Origin of the sequence: Dysgonomonas mossii, assembly GCF_004569505.1 — a bacterium.
In the GTDB taxonomy this organism is placed as follows: Bacteria; Bacteroidota; Bacteroidia; order Bacteroidales; family Dysgonomonadaceae; genus Dysgonomonas.
Map to the genome: position 1 here is coordinate 256,471 of NZ_SPPK01000002.1, position 23,030 is coordinate 279,500.

21 protein-coding genes and 1 tRNA gene are annotated in these 23,030 nt (G+C 38.9%); 12 read left to right on the plus strand and 10 right to left on the minus strand.

Translation table 11 applies throughout. The annotated features are described in order from the left end of the window. The first annotated feature begins 33 nt into the window (after window positions 1-33). Window positions 34-1,986, plus strand: a complete 1,953-nt coding sequence (thrS, locus tag E4T88_RS06360) for a threonine--tRNA ligase (protein WP_135104640.1) — start codon at window positions 34-36, stop codon at window positions 1,984-1,986. 115 nt (window positions 1,987-2,101) lie between these two features. On the opposite strand, the gene E4T88_RS06365 is transcribed toward thrS, so the two are convergent. After that, entirely contained in the window at window positions 2,102-2,563 is a 462-nt protein-coding gene (locus E4T88_RS06365; RefSeq protein WP_135104641.1) for a hypothetical protein, read from the minus strand. A 279-nt stretch (window positions 2,564-2,842) separates the two neighbouring features. On the opposite strand from E4T88_RS06365, the gene E4T88_RS06370 reads away from it, so the two are divergent. The 6 genes from E4T88_RS06370 (at window position 2,843) to E4T88_RS06395 (ending at window position 6,347) form a co-directional block, all read left to right on the plus strand. Next, the gene (locus tag E4T88_RS06370) at window positions 2,843-3,412 is read left to right on the plus strand and encodes a DUF4468 domain-containing protein (protein ID WP_135104642.1); all 570 of its coding nucleotides are present in this window, start codon (window positions 2,843-2,845) and stop codon (window positions 3,410-3,412) included. Between the two features lie 222 nt (window positions 3,413-3,634). Next, a complete protein-coding gene (gene infC / locus E4T88_RS06375; protein ID WP_135104643.1) occupies window positions 3,635-4,258 on the plus strand; it encodes a translation initiation factor IF-3 in 624 nt (207 codons plus the stop codon). A gap of 53 nt (window positions 4,259-4,311) precedes the next feature. Further along, the gene (gene rpmI / locus E4T88_RS06380; protein ID WP_006843779.1) at window positions 4,312-4,509 is read left to right on the plus strand and encodes a 50S ribosomal protein L35; all 198 of its coding nucleotides are present in this window, start codon (window positions 4,312-4,314) and stop codon (window positions 4,507-4,509) included. A gap of 102 nt (window positions 4,510-4,611) precedes the next feature. Next, complete coding sequence (rplT, locus tag E4T88_RS06385) at window positions 4,612-4,956, plus strand: 50S ribosomal protein L20 (protein WP_006798843.1); 345 nt, start codon at window positions 4,612-4,614, stop codon at window positions 4,954-4,956. Window positions 4,957-5,225: 269 nt separating this feature from the next. Further along, window positions 5,226-6,140, plus strand: coding sequence for a DMT family transporter (locus E4T88_RS06390; protein ID WP_135104644.1), 915 nt, complete (start codon window positions 5,226-5,228; stop codon window positions 6,138-6,140). 135 nt (window positions 6,141-6,275) lie between these two features. Next, window positions 6,276-6,347 (plus strand) — tRNA-Arg (locus tag E4T88_RS06395). Between the two features lie 99 nt (window positions 6,348-6,446). On the opposite strand, the gene E4T88_RS06400 is transcribed toward E4T88_RS06395, so the two are convergent. Together E4T88_RS06400 and E4T88_RS06405 are read right to left on the minus strand one after the other, a co-directional pair. Next, complete coding sequence (locus E4T88_RS06400; RefSeq protein WP_135104645.1) at window positions 6,447-7,145, minus strand: hypothetical protein; 699 nt, start codon at window positions 7,143-7,145, stop codon at window positions 6,447-6,449. Between the two features lie 319 nt (window positions 7,146-7,464). Further along, window positions 7,465-8,016 carry a hypothetical protein gene (locus E4T88_RS06405; protein ID WP_135104646.1) on the minus strand — a complete coding sequence of 184 codons (552 nt, stop codon included), beginning with the start codon at window positions 8,014-8,016 and terminating at the stop codon, window positions 7,465-7,467. A 506-nt stretch (window positions 8,017-8,522) separates the two neighbouring features. On the opposite strand from E4T88_RS06405, the gene E4T88_RS18105 reads away from it, so the two are divergent. After that, a complete protein-coding gene (locus E4T88_RS18105) occupies window positions 8,523-8,834 on the plus strand; it encodes a hypothetical protein (RefSeq protein WP_185146734.1) in 312 nt (103 codons plus the stop codon). Between the two features lie 378 nt (window positions 8,835-9,212). Continuing rightward, the gene (locus E4T88_RS18250; protein ID WP_228093778.1) at window positions 9,213-9,647 is read left to right on the plus strand and encodes a hypothetical protein; all 435 of its coding nucleotides are present in this window, start codon (window positions 9,213-9,215) and stop codon (window positions 9,645-9,647) included. Between the two features lie 56 nt (window positions 9,648-9,703). Here E4T88_RS18250 and E4T88_RS06425 read toward each other — a convergent pair whose 3' ends face one another. The 6 genes from E4T88_RS06425 to E4T88_RS06450 all read right to left on the minus strand — a co-directional run bounded on the left by E4T88_RS06425 (window position 9,704) and on the right by E4T88_RS06450 (window position 17,747). Next, window positions 9,704-12,292, minus strand: coding sequence for a hypothetical protein (locus E4T88_RS06425; RefSeq protein WP_135104649.1), 2,589 nt, complete (start codon window positions 12,290-12,292; stop codon window positions 9,704-9,706). Between the two features lie 94 nt (window positions 12,293-12,386). Further along, a complete protein-coding gene (locus E4T88_RS06430; RefSeq protein WP_135104650.1) occupies window positions 12,387-13,559 on the minus strand; it encodes a PBSX family phage terminase large subunit in 1,173 nt (390 codons plus the stop codon). A 323-nt stretch (window positions 13,560-13,882) separates the two neighbouring features. Continuing rightward, window positions 13,883-15,607 (minus strand): hypothetical protein, encoded by a 1,725-nt coding sequence (locus E4T88_RS06435; RefSeq protein ID WP_135104651.1) that lies wholly within the window; start codon window positions 15,605-15,607, stop codon window positions 13,883-13,885. A gap of 297 nt (window positions 15,608-15,904) precedes the next feature. Then, window positions 15,905-16,369, minus strand: coding sequence for a hypothetical protein (locus tag E4T88_RS06440; RefSeq protein ID WP_135104652.1), 465 nt, complete (start codon window positions 16,367-16,369; stop codon window positions 15,905-15,907). Window positions 16,370-16,382: 13 nt separating this feature from the next. After that, entirely contained in the window at window positions 16,383-16,931 is a 549-nt protein-coding gene (locus E4T88_RS06445; RefSeq protein ID WP_135104653.1) for a hypothetical protein, read from the minus strand. A 123-nt stretch (window positions 16,932-17,054) separates the two neighbouring features. Next, window positions 17,055-17,747, minus strand: a complete 693-nt coding sequence (locus tag E4T88_RS06450; protein WP_135104654.1) for a hypothetical protein — start codon at window positions 17,745-17,747, stop codon at window positions 17,055-17,057. Between the two features lie 168 nt (window positions 17,748-17,915). Between E4T88_RS06450 and E4T88_RS06455 the strand changes: the two genes are divergently transcribed. The 3 genes from E4T88_RS06455 to E4T88_RS06465 all read left to right on the plus strand — a co-directional run bounded on the left by E4T88_RS06455 (window position 17,916) and on the right by E4T88_RS06465 (window position 20,538). Next, window positions 17,916-18,470, plus strand: a complete 555-nt coding sequence (locus tag E4T88_RS06455) for a hypothetical protein (protein ID WP_135104655.1) — start codon at window positions 17,916-17,918, stop codon at window positions 18,468-18,470. A gap of 78 nt (window positions 18,471-18,548) precedes the next feature. Further along, a complete protein-coding gene (locus E4T88_RS18255; RefSeq protein ID WP_228093779.1) occupies window positions 18,549-19,481 on the plus strand; it encodes a hypothetical protein in 933 nt (310 codons plus the stop codon). Window positions 19,482-19,665: 184 nt separating this feature from the next. Continuing rightward, window positions 19,666-20,538 carry a DKNYY domain-containing protein gene (locus E4T88_RS06465; RefSeq protein ID WP_135104656.1) on the plus strand — a complete coding sequence of 291 codons (873 nt, stop codon included), beginning with the start codon at window positions 19,666-19,668 and terminating at the stop codon, window positions 20,536-20,538. 119 nt (window positions 20,539-20,657) lie between these two features. Here the strand turns inward: E4T88_RS06465 and E4T88_RS06470 are convergent, their stop codons facing one another. Continuing rightward, a complete protein-coding gene (locus E4T88_RS06470) occupies window positions 20,658-22,745 on the minus strand; it encodes a T9SS type A sorting domain-containing protein (protein ID WP_135104657.1) in 2,088 nt (695 codons plus the stop codon). Window positions 22,746-23,030 lie beyond the last annotated feature (285 nt).

The window sequence follows — 23,030 nt, forward strand, 5'->3', positions numbered from 1 at the left end:
GAGCTGCATAACTAAAAAAAGAGAAAGACGAATATGATTAAAATTACATTTCCGGATGGTTCCGTAAGAGAATTCGAAAAAGGAACAACATCTATGCAGGTTGCTGAGAGTATCAGTTCCCGTTTGGCGCAAGACGTGCTTGCCGCAAAGGTAAACGGGGAGGTTTGGGATTTAACAAGACCAATAGATACGGATGCGACGATCGAATTGCTGAAATGGGAAGATGAAGACGGAAAGCATGCATACTGGCATTCGTCGGCACACCTTATGGCCGAAGCGGTGCAGATACTTTACCCTCATGCAAAATTTGGGATAGGCCCTGCCATCGAGAATGGATTCTATTATGATATAGACTTTGGTGATACTCCTGTCAAAGATGCCGATTTTCATAAGATCGAAGCTAAAATGATGGAGCTGATAGCCAATAAGGAAGAGATCAAACGTCAGAGTATAACAAAGACCGATGCGCTCAAAATGTTTGGCGACCGTAACGAGGGGTATAAGGTAGAACTTATCAACGACCTTGCGGACGGAACCATTACAACATATACACAAGGGGTATTTACCGACCTTTGCCGTGGACCTCACTTGCCCAATACATCGTATATCAAGGCAGTGAAGATACTTAGTGCGGCGGGTGCATACTGGCGTGGCGACGAAAAACGCAAGCAGCTGACACGTCTTTACGGTATCACTTTCCCTAAAAAGAAAATGCTCGACGAGTACCTTTTGATGCTCGAAGAAGCCAAGAAGCGTGACCACCGCAAGATAGGAAAAGAGCTTGAACTGTTTGCCTTCTCCGAAAATGTGGGTAAAGGCCTTCCGTTGTGGTTGCCTCGTGGTACACAGTTGCGCCTGAAACTCGAAGACTTCCTGAAGAAGATACAGAAGAGATTCGAATACCAACAGGTGATGACACCGCATATCGGTAGTAAATTGCTTTACGTGACTTCGGGTCACTATGCAAAATACGGACAAGATTCTTTCCAGCCGATACATACACCGGAAGAAGGAGAGGAATTCTTGTTGAAACCGATGAACTGCCCTCATCACTGCGAAATATACAAAGTTGTTCCGCGCTCATATCGCGACCTGCCTTTGCGTATGGCCGAGTTTGGTACTGTATACCGTTACGAGCAAAGTGGCGAGCTTCATGGACTGACAAGGGTACGTGGATTTACCCAGGATGATGCGCATATTTTTTGTACACCTGAGCAGCTCAAAGAAGAGTTCCTCAAAGTGATGGATATTGTATTCATTATTTTCAAGGCTCTTAATTTTGAAAACTTCGAAGCACAAATCTCGCTCAGAGACCCTAACAATCGTGAAAAATATATCGGTAGTGATGCAAACTGGGAGAAAGCAGAGCGTGCCATTATAGAAGCCTGTGAAGAAAAAGGCTTGCCGGCACGTGTAGAGCTTGGCGAAGCGGCTTTCTATGGCCCTAAGCTCGACTTTATGGTGAAGGACGCATTGGGGCGCCGTTGGCAGTTGGGGACTATACAGGTAGACTACAACCTTCCGGAGCGTTTCGAACTCGAATACACAGGAGCCGACAACCAAAAGCACCGTCCGGTGATGATTCACCGTGCGCCGTTTGGGTCGATGGAGCGTTTCATTGCCGTGCTTATAGAGCATACCGCAGGAAAATTCCCGTTGTGGCTTGCTCCCGATCAGGTGGTGATATTGCCTATCAGCGAGAAGTTTAACGACTATGCTCACCGTGTGTCTCACTATTTCAAGCAACAGGGTATCAGTTCGCAGGTAGACGACCGTAACGAAAAGATTGGACGCAAAATCCGTGACAACGAATTGAAGCGTATCCCTTACTTGCTGATTGTGGGAGAGAAAGAAGCCGAAAGTGAAGAGGTTTCGATCCGCAAACAAGGTGATGGGGATAAAGGCTCTATGAAGTTTGTGAACTTTGCCGCACAGCTAAATGAAGAAATGGAACAGATGATGAATGCTTGGGAACAACAGGCTTAAGCGTCGTCATTTTTACTACGTAATATAAAAGAGTCCCAAAAGTTATAAGAACTTTTGGGACTCTTTGTATTTGTACAAGATTTCAGCTTTCTTGTTGTTTCAATTCTGAGAGCATTCACTTAATTATCGTTGCCTCGAATATTTGCTGTAAGTCTTTTTTGCTTCTGATGCTTTCAAACTTAAATGCTCCTATCGTTAACGCACATCCCATAATCAACATTACGTAAGGAATTAAAGAAAATATGCCGAACTCATTCTCCTTTATTAAAAAAGGAAACAAGATACCGATGAGAATAATGAATGAGAACCAGAAGCCCAAAAAAATAATAACATAACCAGGAAGTTTCATTTTTACTCTGATTATGGTCTTGCCCCATTCGTTTTGAAATTCGCCTTTGATTTTAGGTGAAAAAGAATTCTGATAATTTATATTGCGTTTTATCTCAAATGCATTATTTGTGGAGTATCCTTTGTACGTATTCTGTATTCTAATAATGTCGTTTATTCTATTTTGTATATCATTTTCGGACAGATGGGTCTCGTATACAATGTTTTCGTAAGGTAAAATGTTTTTCATCTAGCGTATTTTATTCATTCTTTTGATAAAGTTAACAATTTCCGATTAGATACGATAAGGCAAGAGTACGATTTTGTGTAGTTTAATCTTTGCTACTTACTCTTTGTATTCTCTTTGTTTTATGGATATGCTGATGATGCTCTAAAGGTTACATTATATATACTGTAATATATAGAGTGTAATTTGATCCTGCTTTTTAGCTAAGTTTGTCTGTTCATGCGGTATTTAAGGTTTTATTTCGTATATTAGTTTTTTAATGCAAACATAAAAGACAATACAATGAAAAAAACTTTATTAATTACACTCATTTTGGGAGTGATCTCATTATCCTGTTTTTCGCAGCAATTTGAATTAACCCCCGAAGGGTTGAGAGACGCTGCTGATACATCGAAAGACTTTTTAGTTATTCCTGTTGACGGAAAATCTGCATCAGACTTGTATAGTGTGTCCAAGCGGTATGTAAATGAAAAAATGTCGAATCCCAAATTTGCAATAAAATCCGATTTAGATGGAGATTATTTGCGATATAGTCTTTATTACCCAACGATGTTCAGCTTTTCTAAAATGCTGGTTAGTCTCAAAATAAATGGCGCTTATCAGATAGAAATGAGATTTCGGGATGGGCGTGTTCGGTATAATATCACAACTCTGAGTTTAACCTTCGAGGAGGGTGGCAATGAGTTTTATATTGCAGCCAGTAAAATGAAAGGCTGGGCTATTTTTGATAATAAGGGAAAACTTTTGATGAAAAATGAAAAGCGAAAACTTGAAGACCATTTTAATAATGAAGTGAAGATGTTTATTGATTTCATTCAATCGGATGGAGCTAGTGTAAATGATAATTGGTAAATAAGAGCCGTTATACAAAACGAAATCTGATTAATTGAAACTAAAGTGATGAAGCTGTGGCAATTTTGGATGTATAAGTAAGAATAGAAGACATCCCCCTTTGAATTAAAAAGATAGGGAAATTTATACAAATTCAATAAGTTTTTTATTACCTTTGCACCCAGCTTTGTTTTAAAAATAAAAATAAATAAAAATAAAGGAAAAGAATCTAACATTTTTTGAATGAGGAACAATAGATTTAATCAAAAAAAAGAAGAGTTACACAAGATCAATAATAACATTCGAGCTAGAGAAGTTCGTTTAGTCGGAGATAATGTCGAGCAAGGGGTATACTCTATTGGTGAGGCTTTACGATTGGCTGATGAGCTTGAGCTTGACCTCGTTGAAATCTCTCCAACAGCAGAACCTCCTGTTTGTAGGATTACAGATTATCAGAAATTCCTCTATCAACAAAAGAAAAAGCAAAAAGAAGCCAAAGCCAAATCGGTGAAGGTGGTGGTGAAAGAAATTCGTTTCGGACCACAGACCGACGATCATGACTTCAACTTCAAGTTGAAACACGCCAAAGGATTCCTAGAAGAAGGTTCTAAGCTAAAGGCTTATGTATTCTTCAAGGGACGTTCTATCTTGTTTAAAGAACAAGGAGAGGTGTTGTTGCTTCGTTTTGCTACCGAGCTCGAAGACTACGGAAAAGTAGATCAGTTGCCGGCACTTGAAGGTAAGAGAATGATCATGATGATGTCTCCTAAAAAATCACCTGCAAAGGCTACTCCTGCTAAACCGAAGGAAGATAAGCCAAAGGTGAAAGTGGAAAAGAAAGAGGACGAAGAAAAAAGCGCAGAATAAGCAGTTCGAAAGAATTGCATTCGTATATAAATTAATTTAATTAATAAACTGAGATGCCAAAAAAGAAGACTAATTCCGGTGCCAAAAAGAGGTTTGCCCTTACCGGAACAGGAAAAATCAAAAGAAAACATGCTTTCAAAAGTCACATCTTGACTAAGAAAACAAAAAAACAGAAAAGAAACCTTACTCACACAACAACAGTAAGCAAGGTGGACGAAAAGTCTGTTAAGCAATTGTTGGGAATGAAATAATTGTATTTCTTAAAAGCAAGTTTTAAAGATTTATTAACCGGATGTATGCAGCAAAGTGTTTTTGAAATAAAAAAACCGCTATCATTCAAAACAACGTAAATTATGCCAAGATCAGTCAATCATGTTGCTTCGCGCAACCGCAGAAAAAAAGTTCTGAAATTAACAAGAGGTTACTATGGAGCCCGCAAAAATGTGTGGACAGTAGCCAAAAACACATGGGAAAAAGGTCTTACCTATGCTTTCCGTGACCGTCGTGCTAAAAAACGCAACTTCCGTGCACTTTGGATACAACGTATCAATGCTGCTGCACGTTTGGAAGGTATGTCTTACTCTCGCCTGATGGGCGCTCTTCACAAGAATGGAGTAGAGATCAACCGTAAAGTTCTTGCAGACCTTGCAATGAACCATCCGGAAGCGTTCAAAGCAATCGTAGATAAAGTAAAATAAAGAATATCTTTATATACAAAGAAAAAGCAACCCACTGTGGTTGCTTTTTTTGTTTCTATACGTTATCGAGTTTGTCTATTATGGGGCTTTTCTTCATCGTTGATTTTGTTATTGTATAAAAAAGCTATACTTTTGCAGCTCAGATAAGGATTTTGCTACTTGTGCTCCAGCGTTAGGGAAGAAAATAGGGAGTATGGGTATCCTTTTGTAAAGAGTTCTTTGCATACCCTAATAATTTAGATATACTAATTTTTAAATTATTTTGATTGATGAGTAAAAGCAAAATTTACCTGCCTCTCTTAGTGTTGGGAACTGCATTTTGGGGAATTTCGTTTCCTTTATCCAAAGATGCATTCGATTCTATCCACCCTTACACATTCATGTTTTATCGTTTCTTAATTGCAACTTTCATTCTGGCTTTGATATTCTACAAGCAGATTCCGAAGATAAACAGTGAAACAATCCGTAAAGGCGCTATTGCCGGGCTATTCCTTTTCATGGGTATTTGCTGGCAAACGGTGGGGTTGAAGTATACAAGTTCGTCCAATGCCTCGTTTATTGCGGGGGTAGAGGTTGTGCTGATTCCTTTGTTTACGTTCCTATTTATGAAAAGATCTATTCAGACACGAATGTGGGTGGCGTGTCTTCTGGCTTTAGCCGGGTTGTATATTATTGCCATGGCATCGGGTTTCTCAGACTTTAGGATCGGAGACCTGATGGTGTTTGTGGGGTCGTTGTTTTATTCGGTTTACATTTTGTATGTAGGCAAGATCAGCACAGATTCACGGTCTGAGGTAACGGCTATTCCGTTTGTTATCATACAGCTATCTGTTTGTGCTCTTTTGGCGGGCGCATTAACTGTATCTACGCAGGGCGTTGGGGCTGTCTCGATGTCGTTGCCTTTTGATGTATGGAAGGCACTCCTGTTTGTGGCCATTTTGTCTACGGCTTACATGTATTGTATCCAGAATGCGGCTCAGAAGTATATCGAGGCTGAGAAGATCGCTCTGACATACTTGTGCGAACCTATTTTTGCGACTGTATTTGCGTATATAATATTGAATGAAGAGATAACTAGCCGAACAGTGATTGGAGGTACACTGATTCTGTCGGCAATGCTTTTGGCGGAAGTAAACGTCATGGCTGTATACCGACGTATCAGGGCATTCTGTACTGTGAATTAAATTGAATGAACCGATTGTAGTCAAAAAGAGATATTCGCTGAGAGTGTCTCTTTTTGTTCTTTGTGGGAGGCTGTAAGATAATTTTGGATTGTATACAAAAGCTGGGAATAATTTTATATTTTTGTGTCGCCTAACGGCCCTGTAGTTTAATGGATAAAATAAAGGATTCCGGTTCCTTAGCTGTGGGTTCGATTCCCGCCAGGGTCACAAAAATTAGAGTTGTGAAAGCACTGTAATCTATTTGATTACAGCGCTTTTTTTCTTTTGTGTTTATTTTATGCCTATAAGGGCACTATAGAATATGAATTATTTGTAATACTTTTTGCAAAGCTCTGCGATTTCGAATAGCAGCTGATTGGTTACACCGATGCTTACTTGTCGTGTGTGAATGAGAATTTTGCTCTTTCCATAATGAACATTATAGTAGTTTCCTTTCGATAATATAGTCGTCTCCCCTGTCCATTTTACATCAAAGATATCCTCTATATCAAAATTAAATTTTTTTGGATAATGACCGCAAGCCATTATTACAATAGGAAATCTTTGAAAGAAATCCTTTTTAAATAATGATTTGCGTTTTTCTATACTTTCTTTAGTTAAATCATTATTTTTTAAATAGTTGCTGTTAGGTAAGCATATTTGACTTAGTTCTGTGATAAAACTATAATCAAGAAAATCATATTTGGGGATTTCCTTTCCAATTATAGTTTGTACCAACGTTTGATAATTTCTCCATGTTGGACTATTTGGCCAATCTTTCAAGGCATCTGTCTTTAATTGATCCAGTCGACCATTACCATTTAGCCAACAATCTAAATTATGTTCAGTAGAATATTTTTCCTGAAGTATTATGTTTTCTTTTTTATCAGGGTTAGGCATCTTTTTATTGTTCCAGCCACATTCTTTGCCTATGATCAGTATACGAGATGTGGGCGAACCTTCTCCCAAGAAAAATTTTTCTTTGCTGCAATACTCTAAGACATTGCTAAAATCAGTATTTTCCAATTCTTAAAAGATTATTATTTTATTTATCTATTTTATTTCTTACAAAAGAAAATTATTTATTCTGTTTATGCAAATTAATATGTCCCTTTTTATGTTTAAAAAGCATGCGAATCAGGCAGGTAATATACTAAAACAAAAAGATAAAGAAAACAGGTAGTGACTGACTAATATTGTCGTGGGCACAGGATAATTTAAAACCCTAATGTAAATCATGTATTTACATTAGGGTTTTTTGTATACTTAGGCTAATACTTCGTATTGTAAAATGGTGACAATATTCCAGCTCTCATCCTTTTTTATAGAGTCTTCTGCAATATTATTATTTTAGCTTTTTTAGTATGTAAGCTAAATGATAAGTTTCTTTCATATCCCAATCTTTATTAAAGGATACTTCCTCTACATAATTGGTTTCACCCTTAGGCAATATCTCATGAAGACGTTTATATCTGTTATCCTTTTCGTTTGTCTTTTTTGAGACCCACACATCAAATATCATGAGGGCATATAGGGAGTAATCCTCTGAATTTATATCAGCAAGACCATTGATGTTTATGTCTTTATTGGTAATACGTTCATAGTCCCGCAATAGAGATTCTTTCTTGTTCTCTCCTTGCAAACGCTTTGCTTCTATTAAAATAACAGCTTTGCTTTCTTCGTCTATAACGAGGGTATCAATATGTTCTCGTCCGGCAAGGCATGCCTCCTGCCAAATAATAGATTTAGGATAAGCCTTTCTATAGCAAGATGAAAAGTTAAATGTTAAATTTCGCTCAGTAAAACCGTTGGATTTGTGTGCCGGATAATATTTGCTTAATATCTGATTATAGCACTGTACTGTCTCTTTAAAGATGTTCTTTATTGTCTCATTCATAGTATAAGATGTTAGATTTACAGGTTGCATTGTCGCTTGCAATTTATAAATATTAATTGGGAAATAATGATTCTTGATATATTATCATTGATATGCTAATATTTTTTTCTGAAAAAATAAAACATCATCTCCAATACGATTTATCTTTCACCCCCTTGACTACAATCTCCTTACCCCTTCTTCATATCCAATAACTCAACCTTTCCGATGGGCATCTTCTTTTTTAAGAATATAAATTAACATTTTTTACGCTTTTTAGTGATTGTATAGCGAACTTTTTCGGAGGTGGGCTGTTTTATGTCTGTAGTTTTGTAAAGTTTGTGTTAAGGTTGGGAAGTCTGCGAAGTGATTTCGCGGGCTTCTTATTTATTTTATTCCTTTTGAAAATTTTTTAAATTTGTAGCGAATAGCTTTATAAATTACAAATATGAAAAAACTACTAACGCGAACTTTAATCTTATCTTTTTTTATCTCCCTCAATTCATGTATGGTAATCAATTCATTACTTGGGATTAATCAATGTAATTATCCGAATTGCGACAGGGAATGTGCCGATAATTGTAACTATTGCTCGTTCCATTGCGATGGTTATGGCCTCCCCGCTGATCTCAATGCCAGAACAGGGAAGTCAATTGATAAACAGTTGGAGCAATACCGAAACGATCAGAAGAGGAAGTGATTTCGATACTTTAAAAGAAAAGAGCATACACAAATATCGTCAGAAGCATAGCCGATATAGTAAAGAATGGGATAAACAAAAACTTATCCATCCTCTTGCTAATGAAAAGATAAACCAGAATATTAATAGAGACAATTAACCCTACAATATATGCTTTCATGGTTTTTCCTACAACCACAAAAGGATTATATAATAAATACGCATCGCTCGATTGTTGGGGATAGCCGTATAGTTTTTCTACTATATACCCTATTATCAGATATAGAAAAATAAGACCTAAAAGATATAAAAGGCTATATAAAGCACTGTACGCAACTTTTTTCATAAAGCAATCGTCGATTTCTGTATTTTTTGTCACAATTTATTCAAAAGACGAAAGTAGCAATAAGAAATCATTTTTTGATTGAACCGTTTCTCGATTATTACTTTTTCCATACGCAGAAATCTCATTTTAACAAAAATTCTTGCTTCCTCAGCTATTTTCTATATCTTTACACTCAAACAAACCGAGACAAAAATGAAAAAACTACTATCCATAATCCTACTACTCAGCCTGTCTGTAGCCTTCTATTCGTGTGGAGATGATATGGAAGAGGAAATGAAGAAACCCCAAGAATTTGTATGGAACGGCGATTGGAACGATCCTGCCGACCCTAATTTTAAGCCGGAAGGGTTTAATCCGATAAAGGGGGTATGGAAGCGTGTTAATACTACGCTGGGAGTTAAATATACAGAGGATTTCAAAGTATATGCATTAAACTTCTATTCTTTTGATGGGTATGATGAAAAATATGTGGGTAACTATGTTGTTAATAATAAAGCATATAGATATGGGAAAGCGGATATTATAGAACGTTATAAAATAGAAGGCAACATTTTAACTGTTTATTTTCATTTAATTGATATTGACGATAAAAATCGAGATGAGATATATGTAAGAATAGAGCCTTGAGAAAAATGAAGAAGCTGCTATTGATAAACATCGCTAGCAGCATCGTTATTATAATCTTATCCTATTTTCCTTATCAGTTTCATTGTACCTTGTCCTTTTTTTAATGGATCGTAGCCATCTACTTCAGCTATATGGTACAAGTCTCCATTTAGCTTTATCAGCGATTTGTTTAAACGGCTATATTCTTCGGCTGTCAGGTAGCAATCTACAATCGTATAACAGTTATCGTTGTTCGTTAGTAGCAAGAAGAAGCTTTTCATAATCGAATCATGCTCATTCTTATAGTTCAGCATCAACCTGTGCTGAGAGTCATTATATACATTATCCACTAAAGCAATATCAACAGCTACTTTGTCAATCTCATTTATCGTTAGATTTACAAAGCCTGACTTATACCAGAAACGTTGTGCTTTGTCATAATATTTATTACTCATCATTTCTGCATAATCATACTTGTTTTCCCATACTTCATGATCTGCAATTATAGGAACCATGATAAAAGGATCTTTGTCAGCTTCGTCTTGTCTTAAACCCTTATGCCAATTGTAGGAGAACGAAGACGTTTGTGATAGCTTTGTGGTTTCGTTGCTCCCTGTGTAGTATTGTCCGCCGCCTTTGTCGCCGGCATCTATCTTCTTTTGCTCATAGCCTTTTTCGTCTGTCACATATTCTTCAATAGTGTCGTAATATCCTTCCTCTCCTGTGTCTACCGTGAACCCCAGCTCATAGAGATAGGGAAGTTTAAGAGATTCATTTCTGCGCTGCACTACATTTGCGCGCCTGTCCAGATCGATAATATCCGATAGGTCGTCCGCTATATCACTTCCTTTTATTTTCAGTTCAAAGCTTGTCTCTCCTGTATTGATCAGCCTTAGATTAAAGGCTTTACAAAAGTTCTCAATCCAATCGTTTACTTTCACCTCTGCCGGTAAGAATCTGATAAGGTTTACCTCCTCTTTGTTGAAGGATGATTCATCGTTCCAATTCATTGGGCCTGTAACTATATCAGATTTGTTTGCTACAAGCCATTTTATAGAATGCTGAAAAGGCTCCAATGAAAGACTATAATCTACAGAGTGATTGTAAATTGTAAAAGGAATTCCTTTTCCTTCGCTGAATGATATATCTATTATATCCAAAGTTTCGCCTTTTTCCAGCCAGATCACCTGATTAATTTCACCATAGGCACTTTTATTGTTGGCTCTTTTCGCATACGTTTCTTTATTAAGATCTACCTTATAGCTATTAGGTCCTTCTCGGTTAGAATATACATATCCCGAACTTTTTATAGCCGAGTATGCCCGTTCGGTTACTCCATCACTCCCAAGGGGCAGAGTCCACGATGGTCCCCCAAAAATAGCCATTGGGTTGCAATGGTCGTTGTCTAGAGGGTTTGTATAAGTATCTTCTCCATATTTTCCAAAGGCAAACCCTGCTATAAAATCTTTGTTCTGCTTCGGGTCGATAAAGTTTACTTCCCCTTTTCGAGGAAAAACAGCATCAGGCATTCCAACGGTTTGATTCCTATTGTTGTAGTAAAATGTATTGTCAAATTTTGTAGTTTCGGCATTGCCCGTATAATTGCGGATTATTTTTATTTCGGTATGTACCGTATCCAAATTCCCTCTTTTTATTCTAACCAACGGATCGTCATGTTCTTGATCCAGCATCTCTAACTTTGCCTTAAACGTAAGTTTATACAATCCTGTTGCAGGTATTCTGAGGGTTCTTTGCATACCTTCATTTGTTATATTCTTGCCGTTATCAGAGATTGCTGTTACCCGATGATTACTAGCTCCGAAATAATTAATGACGATTCGCTGTCTGCCATCAAATATTTGATGCCCCAATCCAATTTCCCTTATTGGCCATGCATCCAAGCCTATTACAGGTTGCCAGTTGCCCGATATTTCCATTCTAGAAGGTGGCCACGGCAGTTCGTAATCATTATTATTTTTGTAACTTACATATAAGTTCTTTATCCGTTCGTCATCCGCTGCACTTCCTGTGAGCGAATAACCGGCGTTGCCGAATATTTTTTTTAGCATGTGGATACAGTTCACCGATGGCGGAAAATGATCTAATTTCAATCTAACAGATTTGTCAAACACATCTTTTGCAGAATAGATATTATTAGACGGGTACTTCGGCAACAACCCATACAGCACCAACGGAAATATACAAGGCGATATTTCTCCATATACCGATTTGTCGTGTCCCCCTGTATTATATCGTGTGATATCATCTACCCCTGTAAACTGAATAAGCCACTTCCCTGCCTGATTCATCATCGTTTCGCCAAAGATATCCTTTGCGGTGAGAGGAGCAGGCACTCCCAAGTTGCCTTTGTAACTGTCTTGCGTGATCTCGCTCAAGCGGAATTTACCGTCGAGGATAAGGATACCATCCACATACAGGCGAGCGTCTTCATAGATGCGAAACTTGCCCTGTACCTCCTCCACATTCACATGGCTGAAAATCTCGTTGTTGTTGGGTGTGGCAGGCAGCGTTATCTCGTAAGACATCTGTGCGTCTTTTACGCTCAACTCGGCAGGATTGATAAACTGGCGTTTTAGACGTATGCCGAGGCTCTCGGGACTGTTGATGTCGCAAAGGCGGTTTTTGATGTATAGTTCTATGCTCATGATTTGTATTGATTTGTAAATTAAGTGACTGTTTAGTATTTGTTATGCTTCCCAGCGGCCGGGATAACAAAAGCAACAATTCGTTTATTCATATCTATCTCCTTCCCTTTATGATCGAATAGCTCAACTCCGAACCACGTTCCATCAGCTTGTTGAGGCAGACATACCGTTGCGCATCTATCGAGTGGTTGTAGCGGTCGATGGGGCGGTTTGTAGCCTCGCCGTTGATGTCGGTCTGCCAGCGATAGTTGCGGTACTCGTTGATGATATTCGTGCTTCGCTGCGTGATGCGCTTGCGGTAACGGTTGAGTATCGAGATACCTGTAACGATGCTGTCCTTGCCTTTCTGTGCAGGCTCTACTCTCCATCCTTGCGACCTTATCTCGCTGATGCTCTTCGGCTCTGCACTATCGGCTACGATAGGGATGTCTTGTGCTATGCCGTAAGACCGCAGGGCGTTGGATATCATCATATTGTCGTACCCTTTGTCGTATAGCAATTCGTCTATCCACAGCTCGCCTTCCGACAGGCGCATGTCTACTATTGCCGTAGGGTCGTTGGTGAACCCGAAGTCTATGCCTATCCAGCGGTTTTTGTAGGTATGGGGCATCTCTTTCACTACCTCCCAATTGGTCATAATAGACCCTTTGAGCGAACCTGTAAGCCCTTCGCCATACACCTGCCACCAGTTTTTGTCGCCTCGGTTCGATTCTATTTCTTTCACCTGCGCCTCCGTCAGATACTCGTTGTCTTTGTATGTGGAATGAATCAGTATGGCATCGTCGTTTAGCAGTACTTTCTGGTCGAGCCAGAACTCAAAGCAGGGGTTGCAGTCCAAAAATATCGTATCGGTGGTACGGATAGCCAATTGTCTGAACACTTCATATTCTATATTTATGCACTCGTTGATATACAAAATATTTCGGCTCGGGCCATGTACTTTAGATGGATTATCTGCCGAGAAAAATTCGATAATGCAGTTGTTTATCCTGTAAATCTTATCCGTTGCGTTCCACTGTCGGGCATTCCATTTATTCTCCTTTTGCAGGATTTCTTTAAAGTCTCGGATACAACCTTTTTTGAGGTGCGGCATCGATTCCGATACAATGGATATTACCCTCGGCTTATCCGAATATTCGGCAATAAAAAACAGTAATTGCAACAAGCTGTATGTCTTCGACGAACGTGTAGAACCTTTGTTTACAATATACCTGTAAGGGTAGTTGTAAGCTTTCAGATTTTTGTCAAATACGGTTGTTGTGTTCATTGTATATTTTCTCTTGTTTTCTCTCTTTTTTCTTTTCGCCTTTAGTGTCTATCCTTCTGCCGTCCTTAAGGGAGCCGTCCTTAGGAGTTTGTAACCTTTCGTCCTTAGGGGTTTGTAACCTTTCGTCCTTAGGGGTTTGCAACCCCTAAACCTTACTGTAAGGATTTGAAATCCTGATAAGAACCACTTTCGGATTGCAAATCCGAAAGAACGTTTACAATCAACGGAGATTGCAAATCCGAAAGGACGGTGGGATTGCAATTAGCAATCAACGGAGTGTAACGTAGCTAAATCCGAAAGGATGGAAGAACGTTGCGTATTGGCTAGTTATACGAATCAGAATAATGATACTTCATCTCCACCCTGTAAAGCTCGTCCTTAGAATTTGGCTTTATATTCATCTCGTCTACAATGATGTATCGCTGTGTAGCCAGCTCGTAAACCATGCGTGACGCACTCATTTCCTTGAGCCAGTTGCATACTTCCCTGCGCACAGGCATTGTTTGCACGGTGAACTGCTCGGTAACGGTTTTGCTATACACCGATTCGATGTCGCTACTCGTTGTAAAATGAGGAGTCTGCGTTTTGAATATTGTATTAGCCTCAGCCTTGAAATCGGTGTGCTCCGTTCCCGAAAAGTTGAAACTGCTCCATCCGCCCAGTCGGTTGAGGAATGCAAAATCCTTTATCTTATACAGGCATTCGGGAAGTATGCCGAACGTGAGTTCGTGGCTTATCTGTATGGCTTGCGACTCGTAGGCCGAATATATCAGATACGCACGAACAAGACCTGTGTTGGGGTATTGGTGGAGCAGGCTGTCGATATCAAGCTTGATGGTATTTACCATAAAAAAATCCTTGCGGGCTTTCAGGTGCTTAGTCTCTTTCGCTATCATTTGCCCCGATTGCGACAACAGCTCATAACAGATGCCAAACTTATACTCATCAGCAATGTTTTTGCTATGCTCGGCATCGGACAGTATGAAATTGAAATACTGTGTTTGCCCCTTTATATGAAAGAGCTGAGGCTGATTGGTCAACGGCTTTACCCTCTTTATGGCTTCGACGTTTTTAAACCTTTCTTTTGTGTCGAACACATAGTCAGAAAGGTCGTTTTTCTCCAACGTGCGGTTGTATCCGGCGATGGAGTAGAGTACAGACGAATGGTAAAACGGCGTGGTGTGAGAAACGGTTTTGTCGGTGATCACACGTTTTGCTGTAAACCGAAAATCTTTGATCGTTCCCGTGTCAACCCAGTCCTCTGCCTTCAGAAAGGTTGTGGGTATCGTATTGTTTTCCAGTATATTTGTATTGAACCACAGCGGGGTATATGAATATGCTTTGGTAAGCGTTATTGCCTTTGTATCCATATTGTCGTTCGAGGGGGTGTCGTCTTCGCCAAGGAATATGCCTGTGTCTTTGTACATATCGAGGTGTATCCCCACGTTGTCATAACCGATAGCGATCGTGTCTGTGCCTGCGGGATAAGTCTCTGCGGGATTGCCTGCGACACCGAAAAAAGTTCTGTCTCTGCCATTGCTGTTTTTTCGAAAAACAAACGAAAAGACATACTCTTTTCCGCTATCGTTTGATACGATATTTATTGTTTTATTGTCATCCGGCGATATGGAGATATTGAAATTCTTGAAGAACTCATTTTTCTCCAAACCTTCTTTCAGAGCCAGTGCCGTGTTGTGGTATTCGTATTCCCAGGCGGGTCCCGAGTATTCATTGTATTTGCCTAGATAGAAGGCTCCGGGCTCGTTTAGTTTATCGGGGTCGGATGTGCCCTCAAACTTATGCTCTATGCCCGATTCGGCTTCTATGATGCTAAATGATGATATATTCTCGTATATCTTTATGCCCTGCACATCGGGTCTGATAAAGACATAGCCACACCCTGTGAGCTTGAGTTGTATCTCTACCGGCTTGCCTTTTGCGGCAACATTGGCTTCGAACTGTATATAATTGGGGTTACCCGCCAGAGAAACCTTTGCGGGTTTTATTGTTGCTTTGGCTATGTCTGAGCCGTTAATAAAGTATCCCATATTGTGATGTTGTTTTAGTTGTATGAAAATGTTGATGTGTATTTGTCCGTCCTAAGTCTCCGTCCTTAGGGGTTTGCAACCCCTAAGCTTTACTATTAGGATTTAAAATCCTAACAAGAATTACTTTCGGATTGCAAATCCGAAAGGACGGTAGAGCGGTAAATGACTTTCGGATTTACAATCCGAAAGGACGGTAGGTAGGGGCGGGGCTTGTCCCTGCCCGTCCAATTGAGGGTAACCACAAGGGTTATCCCTACAAAATACCTGAATAACTATTGCTAATTACTTACTTATCCGTCAGTTGAAATATTTATTCAATTCGTCGATCGTTGCTTCAAAAAGTTGGTCGTACCATTCAGTTTCAAACTTGCGGTCTATCTTTTCTTCCAATGTTGCCAGTATGGGACGCCCTTCGTGTCCGTCTCGCCAGATGGCACGTGCGATGAGAAAAAGGGTGCTGTTGTCGGTAGGGATGCTTCTCGATAGTGCCCAGTCTCGCAGTTCATCCAATGGCGGAAACTTACCTTTGCGGGGTACTCTGCCTTTTTCGAGAAAGGTGATATAATTGTCGAAATAGGCTTCGATCACGATATTTCCGTTTGCTGCTCGCCACGATACGTTCACGTCTTTCGCCTTCTCTCGCAGTGTGTTTTTATTCACCTTGGGGTTTCTGCTGATTTTGTCGTCTTTGAAAATATCACCAGCAAGAATGGCTATTTCGTTCGTTATCTGATCTATTGCTTTTTTTAGTGAGGGTGTCATTGCTTTAGATTTATTACTTCTTTGTTTTCAGATCAAAATCGGGAAACTTATTCACAAACACTTCGCAATTGCTCGCAGGCGATAAGTCGAAGCTCTTTAAGGTTTGACCTTTTTCGAACTCCTTGTTTGCATCGAACTGCTGATCGATAAGGCATAGGTTTTGCATGTTTGCCTGTGTAAAGTTGACCGAAAAACGACAACCCGCCGCATTGTCATCGTAGTAATCGCTGAGAGTCATATAATCCCAATCGGGAGTGATGGAGATGCCCAGTGTGTCGCGGTTTCGCTTGATACGCTCTATGATATTCAGCCCGGTAGAGAAGGCAAGGTTTTGCAAGTGGCTTACTGACTCTTCACTTTGTGGGAGAAATAGTATTGAGAAGTTCACCGAGTTAGAGAATGTATTGTTTCGGTTATTGCCCCGCAAAGGGTCTTCGAGCCAAAAGAGGGGATAGGCCTCTTTGCCACTGCCCAGCTCGTAATTGCGCCTATAGTAGAAGGCTTTGATAAGCTTCTGTTCACGGGCTTGCTGTCTGAAAATGTCGATTATGCTTTCTATCATTTCTAAAAATTTAGGATGTGTTTATTAATAGATAATTTTCTTAGAAAATGATGAAAAGAGGTGAAGTTCACCTCTTCATCTGTCTCTCAAACTTATACTGGTCTTCTTCGGCGTGCGACTTGTCTATTTTGTAGAGGAGAAATCCGAACACTTCGCCAACTGTTTTTCGAGTGATCGTATCAAATAGGTGTATCTTATCCTCTGCCAGATCGGCAATCGTTTTATACCACCCCCATTTATTGCAAAAGTCTTTGTATCCTTTAGAAACCGGGCGGCTTGAGCCATTACCGTCGAATAGTGGTTCAAAATCGCTTCGTATTCTCTCTTTTTGGATAAAAAAAAACTGATCAGCGGAAGTGCCTTGTCGCATGTCAGGTTTTTGAACATTTCGGTACGTTCGCCCAGCAAGTCAGGGTTGTACTTTTCACCGATAGGGCGGCAAAGGATAGCCAGCAGTTCGGAGAGTTTGCACTTGCTGTCGGTACCGATCACATTTTCGGCATCGACCCATTCGCCGAGGGTAAGTTTGTCGGCAAAGGATACGAAATATTCTGTGTCTCCTACTTTTATGGCGTTAGCAGGGGGCAGTTCGCTGTCGAACACAAAGTCTACAATCTCGGCAAGGGCATTAAACACCTGCGCGGGCGATTCCAGCAGTACATTCGCATCGATATTGCACACATCGGCAACGAAATGCACCAGATCGAGCTTAGTCTCGGGCTTTTGCATGTAAAGTTTTTCGTAGCGTGATAGTTTGATGTCGCTCCAATTTTCGGGGATTTCTAGTTTTACGTTGTTTAATTCTACTGTTACCATACGTTTTTTAGTTGTTTGTATAGTAATAGATAATTTTGTGGAAAGATGATGAATAGGGCGATTCTTTGTATATTTGGTGGTGTGTTCGAAGGATGACAGAGAGAAAAGGGAGGAAGGAAGTAAAAAACCTTGCGACGAAAAATATTATATTTATTAATTTATTTCACTATGAAAAAACGTCTTCTGCTTCTGGTAATATGTGTATTCTCTGCTACATCATATGCACAAATGGAATATGATAAGTTTCATTATAAAGAATTACATCCTATAATGCTAGATACTATTATTGACTCGATACTAGTCATTAATAAGCGATATGCAACCATTTATCTGAGACAAGCGGATATGAGAGAATACATAGTTCTAAGAAAAAAGCATACTTATGAGAAGTTTCTTAGTTTGGAAAAACTGTTTTCTACAGAAAAACAAAAGTATGTGATAACAGATTGGTGGTATGACTATGATGATGAATACAGAAGAAAGAAGTTTGGAAATATTGATTTCAAAAATGAAGATTACTATTTTTTGCGAGACTTAAATAATTTAGTTGCACATCTGATTCATGATGGTAAATTTATGCTAAGAAATAAGAAAGGCGATAAGATAATATCTGAAAAATTAAGTATGCAAAAGAAAGATGGATTTATGGGCACGGAGTATATAGATTTTCAGATGCCTGATGGTAAAGTATTTTGGAGTATAGTGACTTCATTAGGCGAATAGTTTTCTTTAGAAGAAAGATATATTTTTAACTTTGATTTTTTCCTAATTATTATAATAACCTTGTAAAAGCTTAGTCTTATGAAGAAAGTATTGTATTTAATAATAGTCATAATGTTTTCGATAAATATTTGCGGGCAAAATTTTACTGTAACAAATCCTCCGAGTTATCCTCTAGGTATAAATATAGATGTGGATTATCCCACTGTGTGGGCTCGGGAATTTAACTTTACTCATAATAAGGGACCTCAGATATTTTCTTTTGGAGCCTTGGGTAAGGGAGATCAATTAACATATGGCTTTATTGGAGGGGGAACCATGAATGCAAATTATAATGCTCCCTGGATGGTTTTTTTGCCATCAGGCAATATTGGTGTTGGAACTAAAAGCCCTCAAGCTAAGCTAGATATAAATGGAGATATAAAGGCTAAAAGCATTGATGTTGCTGAAACATCGCCTAATTTACTCAAATCGGTTTTAGCTAGGCTGTGGGAGGGTAATACTGTGGGCGAAGGGACCTATTTGGGAGTGAAGGCTTATAATACAGCTGCGAATACTAAATCTTTTAGTTTAGAGCATATGTTTTATGGTGAACTAAATAGCAGTATAAACTTTTTTCGAGGAAATTCAAGAACAGGAGGTTTTATTACTATTAGTGTGAATAATGGGACGGATTTGTGCAAATTATCAGACAAGCTATTCGAAGTGAATGGTACTATCCGTAGTAACGAAGTTAAGATTGAGGCTACAGGATGGTCTGACTTTGTTTTCGACGAATGTTACAGGCTTCCATCACTTTCGGAAGTAGAAGCTCATATAAAGGAGAATAAGCATCTTCCTGATATTCCTAGCGAAAAAGAAGTATTAAAAGACGGCATAAATGTGGTGGAAATGCAAGCCAAACTTCTACAAAAGATAGAAGAATTGACCTTATACGTTATAGAGCAAGATAAGAAAATCGAAAACCAAAATAAAGAAATTAAAGAGCTGAAAGAACGTGTAAAAGAGAACTAGTTTTTTTAGCTATCGGAGTTTTTAAGTCTGATAGGAATAAACCCCTTCCTATTATTTGTATCACAGAGAGAAAGCGAAGCAAAGGATTGTAAATCCTCTGCGACGCAGTAGTTTTCGTTTGAGACAATTAAACCTTCTCCAAGATTTATATTCTAACAGGAATAAAACTATAAATGTAAATACTATGAAAAAGTTGATTGCATTATTTATATTGACACTTTTGTATACTCACTCTGCTGACTTGTCGGCTATAGAGCATCATTCACAAGAATCTGCCAAAGTGAAGATTTCTTGCCAAAGAAAGATAACGTCATTGGGCGGCGGTTATTCAAAAGATGATTTCTCTGTTTATTTTCGAGGCGAAAAGTTAAGGGGTGCCTCTGCCAGCTCATTTAAATATCTGGGTGGCGGCTATGGCAAAGATAACTGGAAAGTATTCTATCGGGGGATAGTAGTTGAAGAGGCTTCGGCCTCATCGTTCGAATACTCTGAAAGTGGCTACGGTAAGGATAGTTGGAAGACTTTCGTTGGAGGTAAAGCTGTTGCAAATCAAAATTTGCAGTCTATAGGCGGTGGTTATTCGAAAGATGATTTCGCTGTTTATTTTCGAGGAGAAAAGTTAAGGGATGCCTCTGCCAGCTCTTTTAAATATCTGGGTGGTGGCTATGGCAAAGATAACTGGAAGGTATTCTATAAGGGGATGGTAGTTGAAGAGGCCTCGGCTTCATCGTTCGAATATTCGGAAAGTGGCTACGGTAAGGATAACTGGAAGAGTTTCTTTAGAGGTAAAGCTGTTGCAAATCAAAACTTGCAGTCTATAGGCGGCGGTTATTCAAAAGATAATTTCAGTGTTTACTTTCGAGACCAAAAGATCGAAGATGCCTCTGCTAGTTCATTTAAATATATCGGTGGCGGCTATGGCAAAGATAACTGGAAGGTATTCTATCAGGGGATGGTAGTCAAAGAGGCTTCGGCTTCATCGTTTGAATACTCGGAAGACGGGTATGGAAAGGATAACTGGAATGTGTTTTATAGAGGGAGAGTTGTCGAAAGATAAACTTTTTTTGGAGACGACACCGAAAGGGCACAGGTGATTATTATATCTCTGAAGGTTAAATAAAAATGCGAGTTTTTTTTAAAGCTCGCATTTCTTATTATTCATGTATTTAGCTTATACTATTTATTCTTCATTACTTTTTCTCGAACTATATTGCCTTCGTTATCTGTACTTTCGAAGAAATATATACCCCTGTTAAGGTTTGTGTTTTCTATATTGAAGTTCACGGTATTTTTTTCTTCATATACTTTTACTCCGTATATATTATAGATGCGGACATTTTTGAAAATAGGAGTATCTTCTACGATAAGAGATTTGGTGGTTGCAGGTTTTAGTGTTACCACTTTGCTTAATGTTACTCCATCCTGTTTTACTGTCACTGTTGTAGTTATTGGAGTGGAACCATTATATTTCGATTTCAGCATAATACCCCAGACTTTAGGCTCGGGATTGTAATCACTCACCTTGTCGAAGAAATAAGAATCATAGGTCCATGTGGGTTCTGTATTAGTTCCTCCCACTAGAATTATAGGAGAAGTTTGTCCGTAAAAATAGCTGTCGACTCCCCCAAAGTGTCTGTAAAATACAGAGGTATATTTTGTTAGCTTTATTTCAGTTCCTATATTCGCTTCTACTTTCACATTGCCTAAGGCTGTACTTGAAACACGATAAGTAGCCCAAGCGGTTCCCTGTCCGCTGATTAAAGTCATGTCGCTATTGCTTAGCCAATTGATGGTTTGATTACCCCTGTAGTAATCCAAGAAGAACTGACAAATCTCGTTTCTGTTAACAAAGTCCGGAGTCCCTTTTTTTATTTCCGGAAGAGGCATATAAACCGTATTTGCTGTCATTCCAATTGCATCAAAAGGGTCAAGCCAATTACTTAACCGTGTATCGTCTGTTCCTCCTCCTGTCCAGGATTGATCAAATCTACCATAAAATACAGAGGTGTAGGAACCTGTTGTAGTCCCAATCAGTTGACCGATTACTTTTTTGTCAGAGTTGAATAACGGAGAGCCCGAAGATCCTCCTTCTATTCCTCCACTGTCAAAATTTACATTCCAGATAGAGCCTATAGCAAAAGCTTGTCCCGGAAAGTTTATTACGCTATTATTTGTTGTTATACTCTGATTGTCAAAAGATATCTTCATAACATCCCCTGCCGGGTGATGGATTCCGATTCCTTGCGGAGATGTTGCACCACTGCGATCCCAACCTAAGAACGAAGCTCTTGCTGATCCATAATATGGCGCATTCGTTGCTTCTACTAACGCAAAATCGGTATTAGCCCATGCTGCTCTGAATGTTGCTCCATTGCATGTAATACCTGTTGTTGCAGATGTTCCGCCACAAGCATTTCTTGTGAAATGGAATTTGAACAGCCATTTTTCTGCATTTGACTTTTCGGTGGTACTTAATATTCTGTCTGTATTGCTGTCAATGCAATGAAAAGCTGTGAGAAAATATGGATTCCTATGGTAACTGTTTAATAATGAGCCACTGCACAGTTCCGTTCCATTGCTTAGAAGAATTACCGATACAGCATCAGATTCACTTTTCCAGTCGGGATAGCAAACTACATCATTATGAGGATATCTTGCATCGCCATAGCCCTTGAGTTTGCTAACATTCGTAGAAATAGTTCCCCGATAGGCATGTACTACTCTTTCGATAGTCAGTTTGCTTTTATTCCTCTGATCTGAAGGTTCGAACAAATAAATAGTAACATTATCTCCTTCTATAAGGTCAGTCATGAAAAATCCGCTATTGGTATTCTCTTTATGAGTTACCGGGCCATAAAGCATTGTTCCTTTTTTATTTGTTATATACAACTCTGCTCCCTCGGGAAGGTAGAAGTTGTTGAATATAAAATTGATAGAAATAGCCCCTTGCGACTCAACGTTCATCGACCATAATCTGCCATTGTCGGTACTCGCCCAGCTTCCGTCTTGCAAACTGTAATTCACATCGAAGCCTTTTCCAAAGCGATAAGGAGCATCGCCCATTTTGTCTACAATCAAATCTTCTTTGAGCATTTGTTGTACGTCAAAAGATGGCATTTGCTTTTTTGTGATCGATTTTGTTCGTTTCTGTATTGTTTTTACCTGATCGATAGCATTTCCATTAGGAAAGCTCCTTGTTTCTACCTGTCCGACGGCAAGTAGCGTGAAAATTGATAAACTAAACAATAGTACAATTTTTCTCATAACTATAAGATTTAATAATTAAACAATTTGTTATTTATTCTTATGGAAGAATATGTAACTTTTATTAACAATATGTCTATCGCAAATCTATAGAGCATAAATCAGATATTATACATGGAGTAATATCCTGAACATATGCTTTTTGTGGTCTTTTATCAGACCCTGTAATACTTATGAGGTGATATCAATGTTTAGTAACTGAGTTGATAAATGTACAAAAAGATTTTGTGTTGTTGTTAAAATTTAACTAATATTTTTTAATAAATATTTAGTGATAAAAATCAA

Bases quoted from the DNA above. Each gene is read 5' to 3' on its own strand.
- E4T88_RS06430 (WP_135104650.1), bottom strand. From the start codon at position 13,559: ATGAACACAACAACCGTATTTGACAAAAATCTGAAAGCTTACAACTAC.
- E4T88_RS18255 (WP_228093779.1), top strand. From the start codon at position 18,549: ATGAAGAAAGTATTGTATTTAATAATAGTCATAATGTTTTCGATAAAT.
- E4T88_RS06450 (WP_135104654.1), bottom strand. From the start codon at position 17,747: ATGGTAACAGTAGAATTAAACAACGTAAAACTAGAAATCCCCGAAAAT.
- E4T88_RS06405 (WP_135104646.1), bottom strand. From the start codon at position 8,016: ATGAATGAGACAATAAAGAACATCTTTAAAGAGACAGTACAGTGCTAT.
- E4T88_RS06425 (WP_135104649.1), bottom strand. From the start codon at position 12,292: ATGAGCATAGAACTATACATCAAAAACCGCCTTTGCGACATCAACAGT.
- E4T88_RS06390 (WP_135104644.1), top strand. From the start codon at position 5,226: ATGAGTAAAAGCAAAATTTACCTGCCTCTCTTAGTGTTGGGAACTGCA.
- rpmI (WP_006843779.1), top strand. From the start codon at position 4,312: ATGCCAAAAAAGAAGACTAATTCCGGTGCCAAAAAGAGGTTTGCCCTT.
- E4T88_RS06435 (WP_135104651.1), bottom strand. From the start codon at position 15,607: ATGGGATACTTTATTAACGGCTCAGACATAGCCAAAGCAACAATAAAA.
- thrS (WP_135104640.1), top strand. From the start codon at position 34: ATGATTAAAATTACATTTCCGGATGGTTCCGTAAGAGAATTCGAAAAA.
- E4T88_RS06470 (WP_135104657.1), bottom strand. From the start codon at position 22,745: ATGAGAAAAATTGTACTATTGTTTAGTTTATCAATTTTCACGCTACTT.
- E4T88_RS06370 (WP_135104642.1), top strand. From the start codon at position 2,843: ATGAAAAAAACTTTATTAATTACACTCATTTTGGGAGTGATCTCATTA.
- infC (WP_135104643.1), top strand. From the start codon at position 3,635: ATGAGGAACAATAGATTTAATCAAAAAAAAGAAGAGTTACACAAGATC.
- E4T88_RS18250 (WP_228093778.1), top strand. From the start codon at position 9,213: ATGAAAAAACTACTATCCATAATCCTACTACTCAGCCTGTCTGTAGCC.
- E4T88_RS06440 (WP_135104652.1), bottom strand. From the start codon at position 16,369: ATGACACCCTCACTAAAAAAAGCAATAGATCAGATAACGAACGAAATA.
- E4T88_RS06465 (WP_135104656.1), top strand. From the start codon at position 19,666: ATGAAAAAGTTGATTGCATTATTTATATTGACACTTTTGTATACTCAC.
- E4T88_RS06365 (WP_135104641.1), bottom strand. From the start codon at position 2,563: ATGAAAAACATTTTACCTTACGAAAACATTGTATACGAGACCCATCTG.
- E4T88_RS06445 (WP_135104653.1), bottom strand. From the start codon at position 16,931: ATGATAGAAAGCATAATCGACATTTTCAGACAGCAAGCCCGTGAACAG.
- E4T88_RS06455 (WP_135104655.1), top strand. From the start codon at position 17,916: ATGAAAAAACGTCTTCTGCTTCTGGTAATATGTGTATTCTCTGCTACA.
- rplT (WP_006798843.1), top strand. From the start codon at position 4,612: ATGCCAAGATCAGTCAATCATGTTGCTTCGCGCAACCGCAGAAAAAAA.